We start from the raw sequence: 15,910 nt of genomic DNA on the forward strand, positions 1-15,910 counted from the left end.
CCATGGCGCCGGAACGAATGCCGCGCGCGGGAGGCTTCGGCCAGCCCGGCATGCGCAACTCCGCTTTGGCGACGGCGGCTCTCACCTCGGTGGCCCTGTTCTCGCAGACCGCCGATGCCGCACCCCAGGCCGCCGATGACGGCCCGAGCCGCGAAGAGGTCCAGCAACGGGTCAGCACCCTCTACGACCGGGCCGAGAGCGACACCGGAAACTTCAACGCGACCCGCGCGATGACCGCGGGCACCCGAGGCCGCGGCGCCCAGACCGGCAGCATCCCGCGCCAGACCTCGGACCCCGAACTCGACAAGGTCGCCCGGCGCTGGTTCGACGCGGCCCGCAGCTCGGTGGGGCCGACCGCTCCGGCGGTGCTGCCGGCCGACCGGATGCCCGCCCGCCCCGCAATGCCCCGGCCCGCGCGCCCCGGCGACGACCTCATCGAGCGCAGGCGTGACGTGCCCCAACTGCCCGCGGCCCCCACCGGCCGCCCGGTGGCGGAACTGACGGCGGGCCCGGTCGCGGAGCTGCCCGCGGGCCCGGCCCCGGCACTGACGGGCCGCGCGGTGCCCGCCCTGGCCGCCGCCTCCACACCCCGACCTGAACTCCAGCCCGCGGTCCTGCGCGGACTGCCCCCGGCAGCCCCGGCCACACCTACCCGCCAGGTTGCGCTCCGGACGGCCAAGGAGCGCAACCAGCGCAAGCTCGCCGCGGCCCGTGAGCTGTTCGCCCGGTACACCGGACAGCGGACCGCACCGGCCCTCGCGATCGAGGCCGCGCCCCTCCCGGCCGCCGCCCCGTGGTCCGACACGGCGCAGCAGGCCCAGCGCAGGGCCGAGGAGGAGTGGCGACTGCGGCAGCCGAGCGTCCTGGACACAGGAGTGCCGGCCGCCCAGACCTGGCAGCCGAGCGCCTACGACACCGGGGCGATCCCCGCACAGACGTGGCAGTCCAGCACGTACGACACCGGGACGATCCCCGCGCAGTCCTGGCAGCCGAGCGCCCTGGACACCGGCGCGACACCGGCACAGAACTGGCAGCCGACCGCCTACGAGACGGGGTCGATGCCCGCACAGAACTGGCAGCCCAGCGTGCTGGACACCGGGGCGATCCCCGCACAGTCCTGGCAGCCCGGCGTCCTCGACACCGGCGCGATCCCCGCACAGAACTGGCAGCCCAGCGTGCTGGACACCGGAGTGCCGGCCGCCCAGGCCTGGCAGCCGAGCGCGCTCGACACCGGCGCGATGCCCGCCCAGAGCTGGCAGTCGAGCGTCCTCGACACCGGCGTCCCGGCCGACACCGGGCCCGCCGTCGGCAGCAAGGCCGAGCGGGCGATCGCCTTCGCCCGTGCGCAGATCGGCAGGCCGTGCGTGTGGGGCTCGGTCGGTCCTGGCTCGTACGACGACTCCGGTCTCACCCAGACCGCCTGGAAGGCTGCGGGGGTCGCCCTGCCGCGGGCTGCGCAGGAGCAGGCGAGTGCCGGTACGGTCGTGCCCCTCGCCGAGAGCCGGCCCGGGGACCTGATCTTCTACAACGACAACTTCAGCCACGTGGGCATCTACACCGGCAACGGCATGATGGTCCACGCCCCGGGCCCCGGCACCTGCGTACGCGAGGAGTCCGTGTACTACGCCGGGGAGGCCGCGGTCCGCATCGCCGTGCGTCCCGTCTGACCTCCACCGGCACCCACCGGTATCCGCCGGCATCCCGCTCAGCCGCTCCCCCGTCCGGCTAAATCGTGCAGCCATTTGCCTAAAGGGTTTAGGTAAACGCATACTCGGCAGCACGGAAGCCCAACGGGAGGAGCGGCTGTGGTGCGTGCGGGACTGTCCGCGGAGCGGCTGGCGCGGGCGGGTGCCGAGCTGGCCGACGAGGTCGGCTTCGAGCACGTGACCGTCTCGGCGCTCGCGCGGCGATTCGACGTCAAGGTCGCGAGCCTGTACTCGCATGTGAAGAGCTCGCAGGACCTCAGGACCAGGATCGCGCTGCTCGCCCTGGAGGAGATGGCCGACCGGGCCGCCGCGGCGCTCGCGGGCCGGGCCGGCAAGGACGCTCTGGTCGCGCTGGCGAACGTCTACCGCGACTACGCCCGCGCCCACCCCGGCCGCTACGACGCGGCCCGACTGCGGCTGGCCCCCGAGGAGGCCGCCGCGAGCGCCGGCGTCCGGCACGCGCAGATGACCCGCGCGATCCTGCGCGGCTACGACCTGACGGAACCCGACGAGACACATGCGGTCCGACTGCTCGGCAGCGTCTTTCACGGGTACGTGAGTCTGGAGCTGGCGGGCGGGTTCAGTCACAGCGCCCCCGACTCGCAGGAGAGCTGGACCCGCACTCTGGACGCCCTCGACTCACTGTTGCGGAACTGGCCGGCGCCCTGACCAACCACCCACCTCTATCAACAGGTTGAGACCATGGACACCCCCCAGCGCGACTGGACCACCACCTACATCACCGCCGAACTGCTGCGCGGCGCCCTCGATGTCGAGCACACCGAGCACGGGGTGCTGCCGCACCGGCTGCCCGCGCGGGCCCGCGCCCAGTGCGACGACCCGCAGTTGGCCATGGTCGAGGCCCAACCCTCCGGCGTGCGGCTGGTGTTCCGCACCCGCGCGACCGCCGTCGAGTTGGACACGCTGCCCACCAAGCGCGTCTACGTCGGCGCCCCGCTCCGCCCGGACGGCGTGTACGACCTGCTCGTCGACGGCCGCCCCGCCGGTCGGGGCAGTGTGCCCGGCGGCAACGCCCTGACCATCGACATGGAGAGGGGGACCGCCGAGGTCCGGCGGGGAGAGATCGGCACGCTCCGTTTCGACGGGCTGTCGGGCGACTCGAAGGTCGTCGAGATCTGGCTTCCGCACGACGAGGCCACGGAACTCGTCGCGCTGCGCACCGACGCTCCTGTCGAGCCCGCGCCGGACCCGGGTCGCCCGGTGTGGCTGCATCACGGGAGTTCGATCAGTCACGGTTCCTTCGCCGGCACGCCGACCACGACCTGGCCGGCGCTCGCCGCCTCCCTGGGCGGGGTGGAGCTGATCAACCTCGGGCTCGGCGGCAGCGCGCTGCTGGACCCGTTCACCGCGCGGGCCCTGCGCGACACCCCGGCCGACCTGATCAGCGTCAAGATCGGCATCAACCTGGTGAACACCGACGTGATGCGGCTGCGTGCCTTCACGCCCGCCGTGCACGGCTTCCTCGACACCGTGCGCGAGGGCCATCCGACCACTCCGCTGCTGGTCGTCTCCCCCATCCTGTGCCCCATCCACGAGGACACGCCCGGTCCCAGCGCGGCGGACTTCGACGCGCTGGCCGACGGGCGGCTGCGGTTCAAGGCGATGGGGGATCCGGCCGAAGTGGCCGAGGGGAAGCTGACGTTGAACGTCATCAGGGACGAACTGGCGCGGATCGTGGAACGGCGCCGGCCCGACGACCCCAACCTGCACTATCTCGACGGACGCGAGCTGTACGGCGAGGACGACTTCGCCGAACTGCCGCTGCCCGACGACCTCCACCCGGACGCCGCCACCCACCGCAGCATGGGCAAGCGCTTCGCGGGACTGGTCTTCGCGACGGAGGGCGTCTTCGGCACCGCGCAGGCGCGTCCCGAGGCTGCGGCGCCGGTTCGGATGTGAGACCGTGCGGGCCGCCATTCCCCCGTACCGGCGGCCCGCACGGACGACGAAAGTCTCGGGCACCACTGGACGTCGCCGGTATGGGTAGAACTGCGTACGCGGCGAACGAGCGGAGAAGGAACGTGGCACAGGGGCCGGGCGAGGCCTATGAACGGATGCTGGCGGTGGCCGTCGGGGCGCTCCACGAGAGGGAGCCGGAGCGCCTGTGGCCGCTGCTGGCCAATGCCCTGCCCGAGCTGTGCGGCGGTGAGCTGCTGGTCTACAAGCTGGACGACTGGAGCGAACGCGCGGGCACGGTCGGCATGTCGCCCGGCATCGCCGACCGGCTCGACGCGCTCGGGGACGAGGATCTGGGTCTGCTCCGCTCCGGCTATCCGTTCGCCGACCACTACGCCACCGGCCCGGACCGCACTCCGCGCACTGCCCGCGCGGCGGCGGGCCGGGAGTGGTCCACGAGCCCCACGGCACAACTGCTCGACGCGACCATGGACATGGACCATGTGCTGGCGGTCCCGCTGCCGCAGGTCACCACCCCCATCACCGGGTGCATGGTCTACCGCTCCGGCAAGGACTTCACCGACGACCACGTCCGCACGGCCCAACTGCTGCAACCCTTGATTGCAGCCGTCGAGCAGCAGCGGCAACTGCTGATGCAGTGGCGGCAGTTGGCCGCCCCGGCCGTCGTCGGAGAACCGGCCGCGGCGGGCGGCCTCACGCCCCGGGAGACAACCGTCCTGCTGCTCCTCACCGATGCCCTGACCGCGACCGCCATCGGCCGACGGCTCGGCATCTCGGACCGTACGGTCCACAAGCACGTCGAGAACATCTACCGCAAGCTCGGCACCCGCGACCGCCTCGGCACGGTCCTGCGCGCCCAGCAGCTCGGCCTCGTCCCCACGCCCGCCCTGTCCCGCGGCCGGTCCGAGCAGCACCCTGCCCGTGATCTCAGTCGCCGCGGTAGAGGGCGGTGAGGAGTTCGATCGCCGCGGGGGTGGCGGGATGCGGGTCGTCGCGCCACCAGGCGAGGCGGACGGCGATGGGTTCGGCGTCGCGCACCGGCCGGTAGACGACGCCGGGGCGCGGGTACTGGTTGGCCGTCGACTCGGCCGTCATGCCTACGTACCGGCCGCCGGCGATGGAGGTGAGCCAGTCGTCGACGTCGTGCGTCTCCTCGGTGGCCGGGCGAGCGTCCGGCGGCCAGAGGTCCGTGGTGGTGGTGCCGGTACGGCGGTCGATCAGCAGGACGCGCCCGGACAGGTCGGCGAGCCGGACGGACCGGCGCCGGGCCAGCGGATCGTCGGCGGCGAGGGCGCACAGACGTCGTTCCAGGCCGACGATGGCGCTGTCGAAACGCTTCTCGTCCAGCGGCCTGCGGACGACGGCCAGGTCGCAGGCGCCTTCCACCAGGCCGGCCGAGGTGGAGTTGACGCGGACGAAGTGCAGGTCCGTGGCGGGGTGGGTCTGCGCCCAGCGGCGCTGAAAGGCGGGCGTGTGCCGGCCGAGCGCCGACCAGGCGTAGCCGATGCGGAGGGTGGTGTGCCCGGAGGTGGCCGTGTGCACCAGGTCGTCCACCTCGCCCAGCACCCGGCGGGCCTGCGCGAGCACCCGCAGTCCCGTCGGGGTCGGCGCCACCTCGCGCGAGGTGCGCCGCAACAGCCGTACGCCCAGGGCTCGTTCGAACGAGGCCAGGGTCCGGGACACGGCGGCCTGGGAGACGCCGAGTGCGATGGCCGCGTCGGTGAAGCTGCCCTCGTCGACGATGGCGACGAGACAGCGCAGCTGCCGGAGTTCCACATCCGCATCCATGACTCCAGCGTATAGATCTCCGGCCGGACGCATTTTGCGCATCGAGGGCCACGGAGCACGATCGGAGCATGCCGGACGCACCCGCCACGCCCGCCCGGGTCCACCCTGCCCCTACGCCCCCCGCCGCCGATCGGCTGCGCCTCGCCGGCGTGGCCACGATGGTCGGCAGCGGACTGTCGAACCAGACCGGCGCCGCGATCGGTTCCCTCGCGTTTCCCGTGCTCGGGCCGGTCGGTGTGGTCGCGGTACGGCAGTACGTCGCCGCGGCCGTGCTGCTGGCCGTGGGGCGGCCCCGGCTGCGGTCCTTCACCTGGGGGCAGTGGTGGCCGGTGCTGCTGTTGGCGCTGGTGTTCGGGACGATGAACCTGTCCCTCTACACCGCCATCGACCGCGTCGGCCTCGGCCTTGCGGTGACCCTGGAGTTCCTCGGTCCGCTGACCGTCGCGCTCGTGGCGGCACGGCGCCCGATCGACGCCTGCTGCGCGGTGATCGCGGCGGTGGGCGCGGTGGCGTTGATGCGGCCGCGGCCCTCGGCCGATTACGTGGGGATGGCGCTGGGGCTGCTCGCCGCCGTCTGCTGGGCCTCGTACATCCTGCTCAACCGGACCGTGGGCCGGCGGTTGCCGGGCGCTCAGGGGTCCGCGGCGGCTGCCGCCGTGTCGGCGCTGATGTTCCTGCCGGTCGGGGTCGTCGTCGTGCTGCGGCAGCCGCCGACCGTGGGTGCGGTCGGCTGCGCGGTGGTCGCCGGTGTGCTGTCCTCCGCGGTGCCGTATCTCGCCGATCTGTTCACTCTGCGGCGAGTGCCGGCGCAGGCCTTCGGGCTGTTCATGAGCGTCAATCCGGTGCTGGCGGCGGTCGTCGGACTGGTGGGGCTCGGGCAGCGTCTCGGGTGGGCGGAGTGGGCGAGCATCGGGGCGGTCGTGATGGCGAACGCGCTCAGCATCGCCACGCGGCGGACGTGACCGTCGTACGGCTTACGGCTCTCAGCTCTGCCCGGGCATGGTCGGGCCGCCTTTGAGGCGTTCCAGGTCGGACGGGCGGACCTGGATGGCGATCACGGCGACGAGGGCGGCGACCAGGGTGAAGATCGCGGCCATGACGAACGCGGCGGAGACGCCGGCGGTGAGGACCTCGTCGGACCAGGGGGACGGCAGTTGGCCGGTGCGCCGGAACTGGAGGCGTTCGGCAGGAGTCGCCTGGGCCAGGAACTGGCGTACCTGTTTCTTCGCCTCGTTGTTGCTCGCGGTGCCGAACATCGTGACCAGGATGGAGAGTCCGAGCGCGCCGCCCACCTGCTGGGTGGCGTTGAGGAGTCCGGAGGCCGCGCCGGACTCCGCGACCGGCACGTCGGAGAGCGCCATCAACGTGAGCGCGACGAACTCCATGCCCATGCCCAGACTGAAGACGAGCATCGGGCCGAGGATGCTGCCCGCGTAGGTGGAGTGCACGTCGGTGAGGGTCAGCCAGGCCAGCCCCGCCGCCGCGAGGACCGCGCCGATCACCATGAAGGGCTTGGGGCCGTACACGGGAAGGAACTTGGAGGCCAGGCCCGCGCCCACCGCGATGACCGCGCTCACCGGCAGAAAGGCGAGGCCTGCCTCCAACGGGCTGAAGCCCAGCACGTCCTGGACGAAGAGGGTCAGGAAGAAGAACATGCCGAAGATCGCGGCGGACAGGCTCAGCATGATGCCGTACGTGCCCGCGCGGTTGCGGTCGGCGAACATGTGCAGCGGGGTGATGGGCTGCCTGGAGCGCCGCTCGATCAGGACGAACGCCACCAGGACGACGACCGCCGCCGCGAACGAGGCCAGCGTGAACGCGTCGCGCCAGCCCTCCTGCGCGGCTCTGATGAAGCCGTACACCAGCAGCACCATGCCCACGGTGGAGGTGAGCGCGCCGGTGACGTCGAAGCGGCCGGGGTGACGTTCGGACTCCTTGATCCAGCGGGGAGTTGCGAGCACGATCAGCAGGCCGATGGGGACGTTGACGAAGAGGACCCAACGCCAGTTGAGCCACTCGACGAGCATGCCGCCGGCGAGCAGTCCGATGGCGCCGCCGCCCGAGGAGACCGCGGCGAAGACGCCGAACGCCCGGTTGCGCTCGGGTCCTTCGCGGAACGTGGTGCTGATCAGGGCCAGCGAGGTCGGGGACGCGATGGCGCCGCCGACGCCCTGGAGGGCGCGGGCGGCGAGGAGTTGGCCGGAGTTCTGGGACAGCCCGCCGAGCAGCGAGGCCAGCACGAAGAGCAGTACACCGAAGACGAAGACGCGCCGCCTGCCGAGGATGTCGCCGGCCCGGCCGCCCAGCAACAACAGGCCGCCGAAGGTCAGCGTGTAGGCGTTGACCACCCACGACAGGCTGGTGGTGGAGAAGTCCAGCGAGCGCTGGATGTCCGGCAGCGCGATGTTCACGATGGTGATGTCCAGGACCACCATCAGCTGGCAGGACGCGATGACCAGCAGCGCCATGCCGTTTCCGCCACCGCCGGTGTCCTTGGCGGTGGCCTGCGACGAAGAGGTCGGCTGTGCGCTCTGGCTCATGTGCGTCGCCCTCCCGGGAGCGAAGCCCCGCGGGGAGTCGGATCAGTGAACGGTTCCGTCCACTGTTCGACCGTACGCCGGTGCCGTGGGCGTCACCACCGGAACGGGCATCTCGCCCGGAACGGGCGATGACGCCCCCACCGACAGCGCGTCAGCACATGTCCTGTGCGTCAGCGCGTCTTGTGCGTCGCCGCGAACTCGTCGGCGGCGGTCAGGTCGAAGTCCCCGTGGTCGCTGCCGAGGCCCTGCGCGACCAGTGCGGCGGCGGCGCTGCCGAGTACGGCGGCCTCGCGGGGCGTGCGGCCCAGGCTCACGGCGCGCAGGAAGCCGGCCGAGAAGGCGTCGCCGCAGCCGGTGGTGTCGACGACGTCGATCGCGTAAGCGGGGACCGTCTCGGTGTCCTCGGCGGTGACCAGGAGCGCGCCGTCGGCGCCGCGGGTGACCGCGACGAGTCCGGCGCCGGCGGCGAGGAACTTGCGCGCACCGGTGAGGAGGTCGGTCTCCTCGCTGAAACCGAGGACCTGGTCGTCGTTGGGGAGCAGGAAGTCGACGTACGGGAGCAGCGGCTCGATCTGGTCGAAGGTGCCCAGTTCGCCGGGGGCGAGGAGGTCGACGGAGGTGACCACGCCGTGTTCCTTTGCGTGCGCCAGGATACGCGCGGCGACCTCGGCGCCGATCAACTCCGGTCCGCCCAGGTGCAGATGGGTGGCCTCGGCGACCGCGCCCCAGGGCACGTCGTCGAGACCGTAGGTGATGTTGGCGCCCAGCAGGTGGAGGGTGGGGCGGTCGCCGTTGGGGCGGATCGGCAGGACGGTGGCCGAGGTGGAGGTGTCGGTGCGGCGGACGAGGAGGCCGGTGTCGATCCCCGCGCGGTCCAGGAGTTGGACGAGCAGGTCGCCGGTCGGGTCGGTGCCGATGGCGCCCGCCGTGCGTACCGAGGCGCCGAGCTTGGCCAGGGTGAGCGCGGTGCCGGCGGCCGTCCCGGCGGCGGTCATCCTGATGTCGTCGACCAGGGTGGCGCCCTGCCCCTCGGGTATGGCCTCCACCGGCCGCACCAGCACGTCCAGTACGTGCACGCCCATCGTGACGACGTTCATGAGGTTCCCTCCTGCGCGGGTGGTACGGGGTGGGTGGTGCCGTAGTCGCGGGCGATCGCGGCCTCGATGACCGCGAGTTGCTGCTGTTCGTCGAGGACGCGCGGCGGTCCGAGGGCGGCGGCGTGCTGGTAGACACCGCACGCCCACTCCACCAACAGGGCGTGCTCGACGGCCTTTTCGAGGGTCTGCGCGTGGGTGAGCGCGCCGTGGTTGGCCATCAGCGCGGCGCTGCGGCCGTCCAGTGCGGTGATGACCGACTCGGCGAGTTCGGGGGTGCCGAAGGTGGCGTACGGCGCGACCCGGACGGTGCCGCCCACGGCGAGCAACTGGTAGTGGATGCAGGGCAGTTCGTCCAGGACGCAGGAGAGGGCGGTGGCCATCGGGGCGTGGGTGTGGACGACCGCGCCGGTGCCGTAGCGCCGGTAGACGCCGAGGTGGAGGTCGAGTTCGGAGGTCGGTTCCAGGGTGCCGTCGACGATCTTTCCGTCGAGGTCGACCACCGTGACCTGGTCCGGGGTCAGTTCGGCGAGGACCGCTCCGGTCGCGGTGATCGCGACGAGCCCCTCCACGCGTACGCTGACGTTCCCGGCCGTGCCGATGAGCAGGCCCGCGGCCCCGAGCCGGCGACAGGAGTCCGCCACAGCGGCGCGTTCCTGACCCAGCACCGCGCTTGAGTCGGTCATGTGCGGGACCGTAACCTAAACGTGAAACAAAGTCACGTTCACATTCGGAGGTAGTGCGTGGGCGAGCCGGCCGCGGAGTCCGTGGGGTCCGCTCCCCTGCGTCGTATGCCCCAACAGGCGCGCAGCAAGGCGCGGTTGGCGCGGGTGCTGGAGGCCGCCGAGCGGCTGCTGGTCGAGGAGGGGGTCGAGGCGCTGACCACCACCCGGGTCGCGGCGGAGGCCAAGGTGTCGATCGGCTCGCTGTACCAGTACCTGCCGGACCGGGACGCGATCATCGATGCCCTGGCGAGCGGCTACTTCGGCAAGCTGGAGGCCCTCATGGAGGGGTTCGTCCAGGGGGCGGCGGAGCAGCGCTGGGGCGATCCGGTCGGGGTGCTCGTGGACGCGTACGCGGGGCTCTACCGCACCGAACACGGCTTCCGGGCCCTGTGGTTCGGCAGCGGGCTGACCGAGCGGACGCGGGCCGCGGACCGTGAGCACAAGCTCCGTATGGCGGACGGCATCGGCCGGGTCCTGGTCGCGCTCGGGGTCGCCCGGGACGACGACTCGCTGCCGCGCGCCTGCCACGCGGCGGTGCTGACCGCCGACGCGCTCGCGCAGGAGGCCTTCCGCCGCGACCCGGAGGGGGACGCGGCGCTGCTGGAGGAGGCCAAGGTCATGCTGCGCGGCTATCTCGCGGCACTGGAGGAGCGCTACGGGGGCCGCCGCGATCAGTGACGGACACGGGGTGATTTCATGACAAGGAACCGTGCGCACGGAACCGTGTCTTTCGAAGGAGCCCAGGTTGAGCAACATGGCAGCGGGTCCCGCGGGGCGGGTCTTCGTCGACAAGCAGAGCCCGAAGGCCTACCACGCCTTGGTCGAGACGGCCGAGGCGACGCGTGCGGTCGCCGCCGAGGCGGGCCTGGACCGCAGGCTCGTCGAACTGGTCAACTTGCGGGTCTCCCAGCTCAACGGCTGTGCCTACTGCCTCGACGTGCACACCCGGGCCGCGCTGCGCGCGGGTGACAGCACCCAGCGACTGGGCGTGCTCGCCGCCTGGCGCGACGCCCAGCTGTTCACCGACCGGGAGCGCGCGGCGCTCGCCCTCGCCGAGGCGACCACCCACGTCGCCGACGCGGGCGCGCAGGAGGCGGCCTACGCGACCGCCCGCGCGGCTCTCACCGACGACGAGATCTCCGCGGTGATCTGGGTGGCGATCACCATGAACGCCTTCAACCGTGTGTCGATCATGAGCAAGCATCCGGTACGTCCCGCGGGCTGACATCGCCCCGATCGGGCGGCAGGCGGCAGGCCCGTACGCGAAAATCTGTTGCGACCGGCTCCGCTCCCCCGGACCCTGATCCTCATGCCCTCCCGTCTGCGCCCCGCCGAACTCTCCGACGCGCCCGCCGTCGCCGCGCTCCTGAACGAGATCGACCGGATCGAGATCGGCCGGCCCGAGACCGACCTGCACGAGGTGGAGGCCGATCTGAAGCATCCGGAGGCCGACCTCACGCGCGACTCCTGGCTGGTCTTCGAGGGAGACCGGCTGGTGGCGTACGGGCTGCTGTGGGACGAGTCGGGGGGTGAGCGGATCGACGTGGACCACTACGTGCTGCCCGAGCACCAGCAGGCCGGCGTCCGCATCCTGGACGCGATGGAGGCCAGGGCGCTGGAGAAAGCGCGGGACAACGGGGCCGAGCGCGCCGTGGTCCATCTGCACCTGAACGTGGCGCCCACGCTGGACACCGAGCTGATCCGGGCGCGGGGTTGGCAGGTCGTGCGCCGATATCACGTACTGCGCAAGGACGTTGACCCCGCGCGGGACCCCGCTCCGGAGGTACCCGCCGGAGTGCGGGTACGGCCGTGCACGACCGAGGCCGACCGGCTGCGGGTGTACGAGCTCTACCAGGCCACCTTCGCCGAGCACTTCGACTTCCAGCCGCGCGACCACGGCCAGTGGCTGTCCGACGTCGACGCCGAGGCGCTCGACTGGAACCTGGTCTGGATCGTCGCCACCGACGACCTGGGGGACGCCGGTTTCCTGCTGGCCCGTGACGACCGCGAGGCCATGGGCTGGATCCGCAGCATCGGCGTTCTGCGCGAGGCACGCGGGCGTGGCCTCGGCGGCCTCCTCCTGCGCCACGCGTTCGCGACGTTCGCGGCGCGGGGCCGGGACACGGTGGGGCTCGGGGTGGACACGTCCAATGCCACGGGCGCGCCGGAGTTGTACGCGCGCCATGGCATGGGCGTGCACTACGCGGTCGACACATGGGAGACGGTGCTGCGCTGAACCGTCACGGTGGTGGGCGACCGACCACCAGCCCTCACCACTGATAGGGCAGGTACTTCCCGTCGAGAGTGACGACGACCCGGTCGCCCGCGGGGTCGGGCACCCGCCGGACGTCGAGTCGGAAGTTGATCGCGCTCATGATGCCGTCACCGCACTGTTCGTGGATCAGTTCCTTGATGGTCGGGCCGTAGACCTGGATGACCTCGTAGAGACGGTAGATCGTGGGGTCCACGGGGACGGCAGCGTCCAACGCACCCCGGGTCGGCTGGAGTTGGAAGGCGAGCGCGGCGTCGTCGCCGAGTTCCAGCAGGGCCGCCACGGTGACGGCCTCGTCCTTGCCCATCGGGTGCTGGCCGAGCAGGGCCGCGGTGGTCCAGGCGAGCGGTTTGCCGACGGCTTCGGCCAGTTGGGCCCACGTGACCCCGGTCCGCACCTTGGCCTGACGGACGGCTTCGGCGGCTTCCTGCTTGCTGAGCATGTGCATCTCCCTTGACGGCGGTGGCCCTGGTGGCACGTCGCATCAGCGTAGGAGCGGCGGCCGGTGGACGGAACCGGCCTCCTCGTACAGCGGGACCCGGCGCCACGCGAAGCGGGCCGCGCGTACGCGGGTCACCATCTTCCGCTCACGCGCCCGCAGTTACAGACTCGCCCTGGGCCCGTGCGGCCAGTGCCAGGCTCTCGGTGACGGCGTGCGGGATGTCGAGGACCGGGAACAGCGCGTGGCGCACGGTCCGTTCGGCGTCGACGATCAGGACGAGGCGTTTGTGCCGCAGTCGGCCGGCGCCGCGGAAGGTCGGCAGGCGCAGGGCTGCGGCCAGTTGATGATGAGCGTCGGAGAGGAGGGGGTACGGGATCTCCTCGGTGCTCGCGAACTCCTCCTGCTCGTGTGGGAGTTGGGTGCTGATGCCCCGCACCTCGACGCCCGCCCGGCGGAAGTCGGGCCAGGCGTCCCGGAACAGTCGGTTCTCCAGCGTGCAGCCGGCGGTGCCGGGGATGGCCGGGTCGCCCCAGTCGACTCCCGTGCCGGGGTAGGTGAACAGCACGGTCGCGGCGGAGTCCGGTGCGACGACGGGCAGTTGGGCGCCTCGCGGGCCGGGCAGTTCGAGGCCGTCGGGCAGGCGGGTGCCGGTCAGGGCATGCACCCGGGCGTGTTCGGCGCTGTCCTGGGTCGCGGTCGCGGTGACGCTTCCGTCGCCCAGCACCCATCGGTCGCCCCAGTCCTGCATGGCGACGAGCAGCGGCAGCAGTGCGGATCCGGCGTCCGTGAGCAGGTACTCGTAGCGCACCGGGCGTCGCTGGTAGAGGCTGCGGTGCAGGACCCCGTGGGCGACGAGGCGGCCCAGGCGCTCGGTGAGGACCTTGCGGGACAGGCCGATCTCGGCCGCGAGGGCGTCGAAGCGGACATGGCCGCGGGCGACCTCGCGCAGCACCAGCACGTTCCACCAGTCCCCCAGGACCATGGCGGCCTGCGCGATGCCGCAGTTCTCGTCGGCGTTGTGCATCCTCATGCGCCCATAGTAGGTTCCTTTTCGGGACTCACTTTGTTTCCAGATGGAACTTACCGCCCGCCGATGTCCGAGACGCGGGCTCAGCGTGAGGAGTTGCCTTGTGACCGTCATCAGCCGGGTCGTCGCACGGGAGATCATCGACAGCCGGGGCAACCCGACCGTCGAGGTGGACGTCGAACTCAAGGACGGGTCGCTCGGGCGTGCGGCCGTGCCGTCGGGCGCCTCCACCGGGGCCAGGGAAGCGGTGGAACTGCGGGACGGCGACCCGACCCGGTTCCACGGCAAGGGAGTTCGGCGCGCTGTCGACGCCGTGAACGAGAGCATCGCGGACGCCGTGACCGGCCTCGACGCCGAGGACCAGGCCACCGTGGACCGCGTCATGACCGAGCTGGACGGCACCGACACCAAGGCGCGGCTCGGCGCCAACGCCCTGCTCGGTGTCTCCCTGGCCACCGCCAAGGCCGCCGCGGCCGCCCACCGGCTGCCGCTGTACCGCTACGTCGGCGGGGTCGACGCCCGCGTCCTTCCGGTGCCGATGATGAACATCGTCAACGGCGGCGCCCACGCCGACAATCCGCTGGACTTCCAGGAGTTCATGATCGCCCCGATCGGCGCGGCCACCTTCGCCGAGGCCGTCCGCATGGGCTCCGAGGTCTTCCACACCCTGCGCGGCAACCTGCTCGCCGCCGGCCACAGCGTCAACGTCGGCGACGAGGGCGGTTTCGCGCCCGACCTGCGCACCGCGGACGAGGCCCTCGACTTCGTCGTACGCGCCATCGAGCAGACCGGCTACAAGCCCGGCACGGACATCACGCTCGTCATGGACCCGGCCACCTCAGAGTTCTTCCGCGACGGCGTCTACGACTACACGGGCGAGGGCGTCCGGCGCACGCCCGCCCAACACGCCGACTACCTGGCGGAGTTGGTCGACCGCTACCCCGTCGCCTCCATCGAGGACCCGATGGCCGAGGACGACCACGACGGCTGGCGCGCGCTGACCGCGCGGCTCGGTGACCGCTGCCAGCTCACCGGCGACGACGTGTTCTGCACCAACGAGACGCTGCTGCGCGCCGGGATCCGGGACGGCATCGCCAACTCGGTGTTGGTGAAGGTCAACCAGATCGGCACCCTCACGGAGACCCTTGCCACCGTCTCCACCGCCCACCGCGCCGGCTACACCGTCGTCATGTCCCACCGCTCCGGCGAGACCGAGGACACCACCATCGCCGACCTCGCGGTGGCAACCGGGTGCGGGCAGATCAAGACGGGCTCCCTCTCGCGCTCCGACCGCACCGCCAAGTACAACCAACTCGTACGGATCGAGGAGGAGTTGGGAACGCAGTCCCGGTACGCCGGTCGGGAGGCGCTGGGGTTGCGCAACCGACCCTGAGTGTCCACCTTGACAATCCGTCCGGGCGAACTGAAGGGTGGTAGCCAAGGTGACCGACCAGTCGGTATGAGGGAGCGGATCGTGCGCGAGCTGAGCATTCCCACCGCCGCGGGCGTGTTCGACGCCCTCGTGGCGGGTCCGCCCGATGGCCGTCCGGTACTGCTGCTGCACGGCTTTCCCGAGACGGGGCGGGCGTGGCGGCGGCAGATCGAGGCGCTGGCGGCGGACGGCCGCCGCGTGGTCGCACCGGACCAGCGCGGCTACTCCCCCGGGGTCCGCCCCGAACTGCCCGCGGACTATGGCATCGGCGCCCTGGTCGACGACGTCGTCGCGATCACGGAGCAGCTGGGCTGGCCGACGTTCGATCTGGTCGCTCACGACTGGGGCGGCGCGGTGGCCTGGTGGACCGCCGACGCGCACGCGGGCCGCGTCCGCACCCTGACGGTGGTCTCGACCCCGCACCCCGGCGCCCTGGCCGAGGCCATGCGCACCGACGAGGACCAGCGCGCGCGGTCCACCTACATGCGCGACTGGCGCGAGACGCCCGCGACCGAGGACCGGATGCTCGCCGACGACGCCGAGCTGCTTCGGTCCCTGTACGCCGGCAGGATCCCGCAGGACAGTGCCGACGCCTACGTACGGCATCTGTCCGAGCCGGGCGCTCTGACCGCGGCCCTGAACTGGTACCGGTCCGGCCGCCCCGACGCCGCGATCGGCGTCATCGACGTACCCACGCTGTATGTCTGGAGCCCGGAGGACATCGCGTTCGGGCCGGCGGCGGCGCGGGAGACCGGGAAGTGGGTCGGAGGGCCGTACCGGTTCGAGACCCTCCCGGGCGTCAGTCACTGGATCCCCGAGGAGGCGCCCGAGACGCTGAACCGACTGCTGCTCGAACATCTGCGGGCGTACGGCGACTGAGTCCACCTCTCGACCGGTACACCCCGAATCGCCCCGAGGACGACGGACAGGTTGTCGGCCGCCCTCC

At 71.9% G+C, this 15,910-nt stretch carries 16 protein-coding genes; 10 read left to right on the plus strand and 6 right to left on the minus strand.

Features of this window, described 5'->3' with window-relative positions; genetic code table 11:
- Positions 1–2 precede the first annotated feature (2 nt).
- The 4 genes from ACIQI8_RS35470 (at position 3) to ACIQI8_RS35485 (ending at position 4,597) form a co-directional block, all read left to right on the plus strand.
- Positions 3–1,667, plus strand: coding sequence for an NlpC/P60 family protein (locus ACIQI8_RS35470; protein WP_402359951.1), 1,665 nt, complete (start codon positions 3–5; stop codon positions 1,665–1,667).
- Between the two features lie 138 nt (positions 1,668–1,805).
- A complete protein-coding gene (locus tag ACIQI8_RS35475; protein ID WP_402359954.1) occupies positions 1,806–2,375 on the plus strand; it encodes a TetR/AcrR family transcriptional regulator in 570 nt (189 codons plus the stop codon).
- A gap of 33 nt (positions 2,376–2,408) precedes the next feature.
- Entirely contained in the window at positions 2,409–3,626 is a 1,218-nt protein-coding gene (locus ACIQI8_RS35480) for a GDSL-type esterase/lipase family protein (RefSeq protein WP_402359957.1), read from the plus strand.
- 122 nt (positions 3,627–3,748) lie between these two features.
- Positions 3,749–4,597 (plus strand): LuxR C-terminal-related transcriptional regulator, encoded by an 849-nt coding sequence (locus tag ACIQI8_RS35485; protein ID WP_402359960.1) that lies wholly within the window; start codon positions 3,749–3,751, stop codon positions 4,595–4,597.
- On the opposite strand, the gene ACIQI8_RS35490 is transcribed toward ACIQI8_RS35485, so the two are convergent.
- Positions 4,572–5,432, minus strand: coding sequence for a LysR family transcriptional regulator (locus tag ACIQI8_RS35490; protein ID WP_402359963.1), 861 nt, complete (start codon positions 5,430–5,432; stop codon positions 4,572–4,574). The genes ACIQI8_RS35485 and ACIQI8_RS35490 overlap by 26 nt on opposite strands.
- Before the next feature lie 68 nt (positions 5,433–5,500).
- On the opposite strand from ACIQI8_RS35490, the gene ACIQI8_RS35495 reads away from it, so the two are divergent.
- Positions 5,501–6,394, plus strand: coding sequence for an EamA family transporter (locus ACIQI8_RS35495; protein ID WP_402359966.1), 894 nt, complete (start codon positions 5,501–5,503; stop codon positions 6,392–6,394).
- Positions 6,395–6,415: 21 nt separating this feature from the next.
- Here the strand turns inward: ACIQI8_RS35495 and ACIQI8_RS35500 are convergent, their stop codons facing one another.
- The 3 genes from ACIQI8_RS35500 to ACIQI8_RS35510 all read right to left on the minus strand — a co-directional run bounded on the left by ACIQI8_RS35500 (position 6,416) and on the right by ACIQI8_RS35510 (position 9,752).
- On the minus strand, positions 6,416–7,900 hold the full coding sequence (locus tag ACIQI8_RS35500; protein ID WP_402361320.1) for an MFS transporter: 1,485 nt from the start codon (positions 7,898–7,900) through the stop codon (positions 6,416–6,418).
- Between the two features lie 242 nt (positions 7,901–8,142).
- Positions 8,143–9,069, minus strand: a complete 927-nt coding sequence (locus ACIQI8_RS35505) for a carbohydrate kinase family protein (RefSeq protein WP_402359969.1) — start codon at positions 9,067–9,069, stop codon at positions 8,143–8,145.
- Positions 9,066–9,752 (minus strand): class II aldolase/adducin family protein, encoded by a 687-nt coding sequence (locus tag ACIQI8_RS35510; protein WP_402359972.1) that lies wholly within the window; start codon positions 9,750–9,752, stop codon positions 9,066–9,068. Before ACIQI8_RS35510 ends, ACIQI8_RS35505 begins: the two co-directional genes overlap by 4 nt.
- 105 nt (positions 9,753–9,857) lie before the next feature.
- Between ACIQI8_RS35510 and ACIQI8_RS35515 the strand changes: the two genes are divergently transcribed.
- The 3 genes from ACIQI8_RS35515 (at position 9,858) to ACIQI8_RS35525 (ending at position 12,027) form a co-directional block, all read left to right on the plus strand.
- Complete coding sequence (locus ACIQI8_RS35515) at positions 9,858–10,469, plus strand: TetR family transcriptional regulator (RefSeq protein WP_402359975.1); 612 nt, start codon at positions 9,858–9,860, stop codon at positions 10,467–10,469.
- A 76-nt stretch (positions 10,470–10,545) separates the two neighbouring features.
- Positions 10,546–11,016 (plus strand): carboxymuconolactone decarboxylase family protein, encoded by a 471-nt coding sequence (locus tag ACIQI8_RS35520; protein WP_402361323.1) that lies wholly within the window; start codon positions 10,546–10,548, stop codon positions 11,014–11,016.
- Between the two features lie 84 nt (positions 11,017–11,100).
- Complete coding sequence (locus tag ACIQI8_RS35525) at positions 11,101–12,027, plus strand: GNAT family N-acetyltransferase (protein WP_402359978.1); 927 nt, start codon at positions 11,101–11,103, stop codon at positions 12,025–12,027.
- Positions 12,028–12,061: 34 nt separating this feature from the next.
- On the opposite strand, the gene cynS is transcribed toward ACIQI8_RS35525, so the two are convergent.
- Together cynS and ACIQI8_RS35535 are read right to left on the minus strand one after the other, a co-directional pair.
- Positions 12,062–12,505, minus strand: a complete 444-nt coding sequence (gene cynS / locus ACIQI8_RS35530; RefSeq protein WP_402359981.1) for a cyanase — start codon at positions 12,503–12,505, stop codon at positions 12,062–12,064.
- 145 nt (positions 12,506–12,650) lie between these two features.
- Positions 12,651–13,535 (minus strand): winged helix-turn-helix transcriptional regulator, encoded by an 885-nt coding sequence (locus ACIQI8_RS35535; RefSeq protein ID WP_402359984.1) that lies wholly within the window; start codon positions 13,533–13,535, stop codon positions 12,651–12,653.
- Between the two features lie 100 nt (positions 13,536–13,635).
- Between ACIQI8_RS35535 and eno the strand changes: the two genes are divergently transcribed.
- Together eno and ACIQI8_RS35545 are read left to right on the plus strand one after the other, a co-directional pair.
- Positions 13,636–14,925, plus strand: coding sequence for a phosphopyruvate hydratase (eno, locus tag ACIQI8_RS35540; protein WP_402359987.1), 1,290 nt, complete (start codon positions 13,636–13,638; stop codon positions 14,923–14,925).
- Between the two features lie 78 nt (positions 14,926–15,003).
- Positions 15,004–15,843 (plus strand): alpha/beta fold hydrolase, encoded by an 840-nt coding sequence (locus ACIQI8_RS35545; RefSeq protein ID WP_402361326.1) that lies wholly within the window; start codon positions 15,004–15,006, stop codon positions 15,841–15,843.
- Positions 15,844–15,910: the final 67 nt, after the last annotated feature.

It is taken from the genome of Streptomyces sp. NPDC092369 (assembly GCF_044755245.1).
GTDB lineage: Bacteria > Actinomycetota > Actinomycetes > Streptomycetales > Streptomycetaceae > Streptomyces.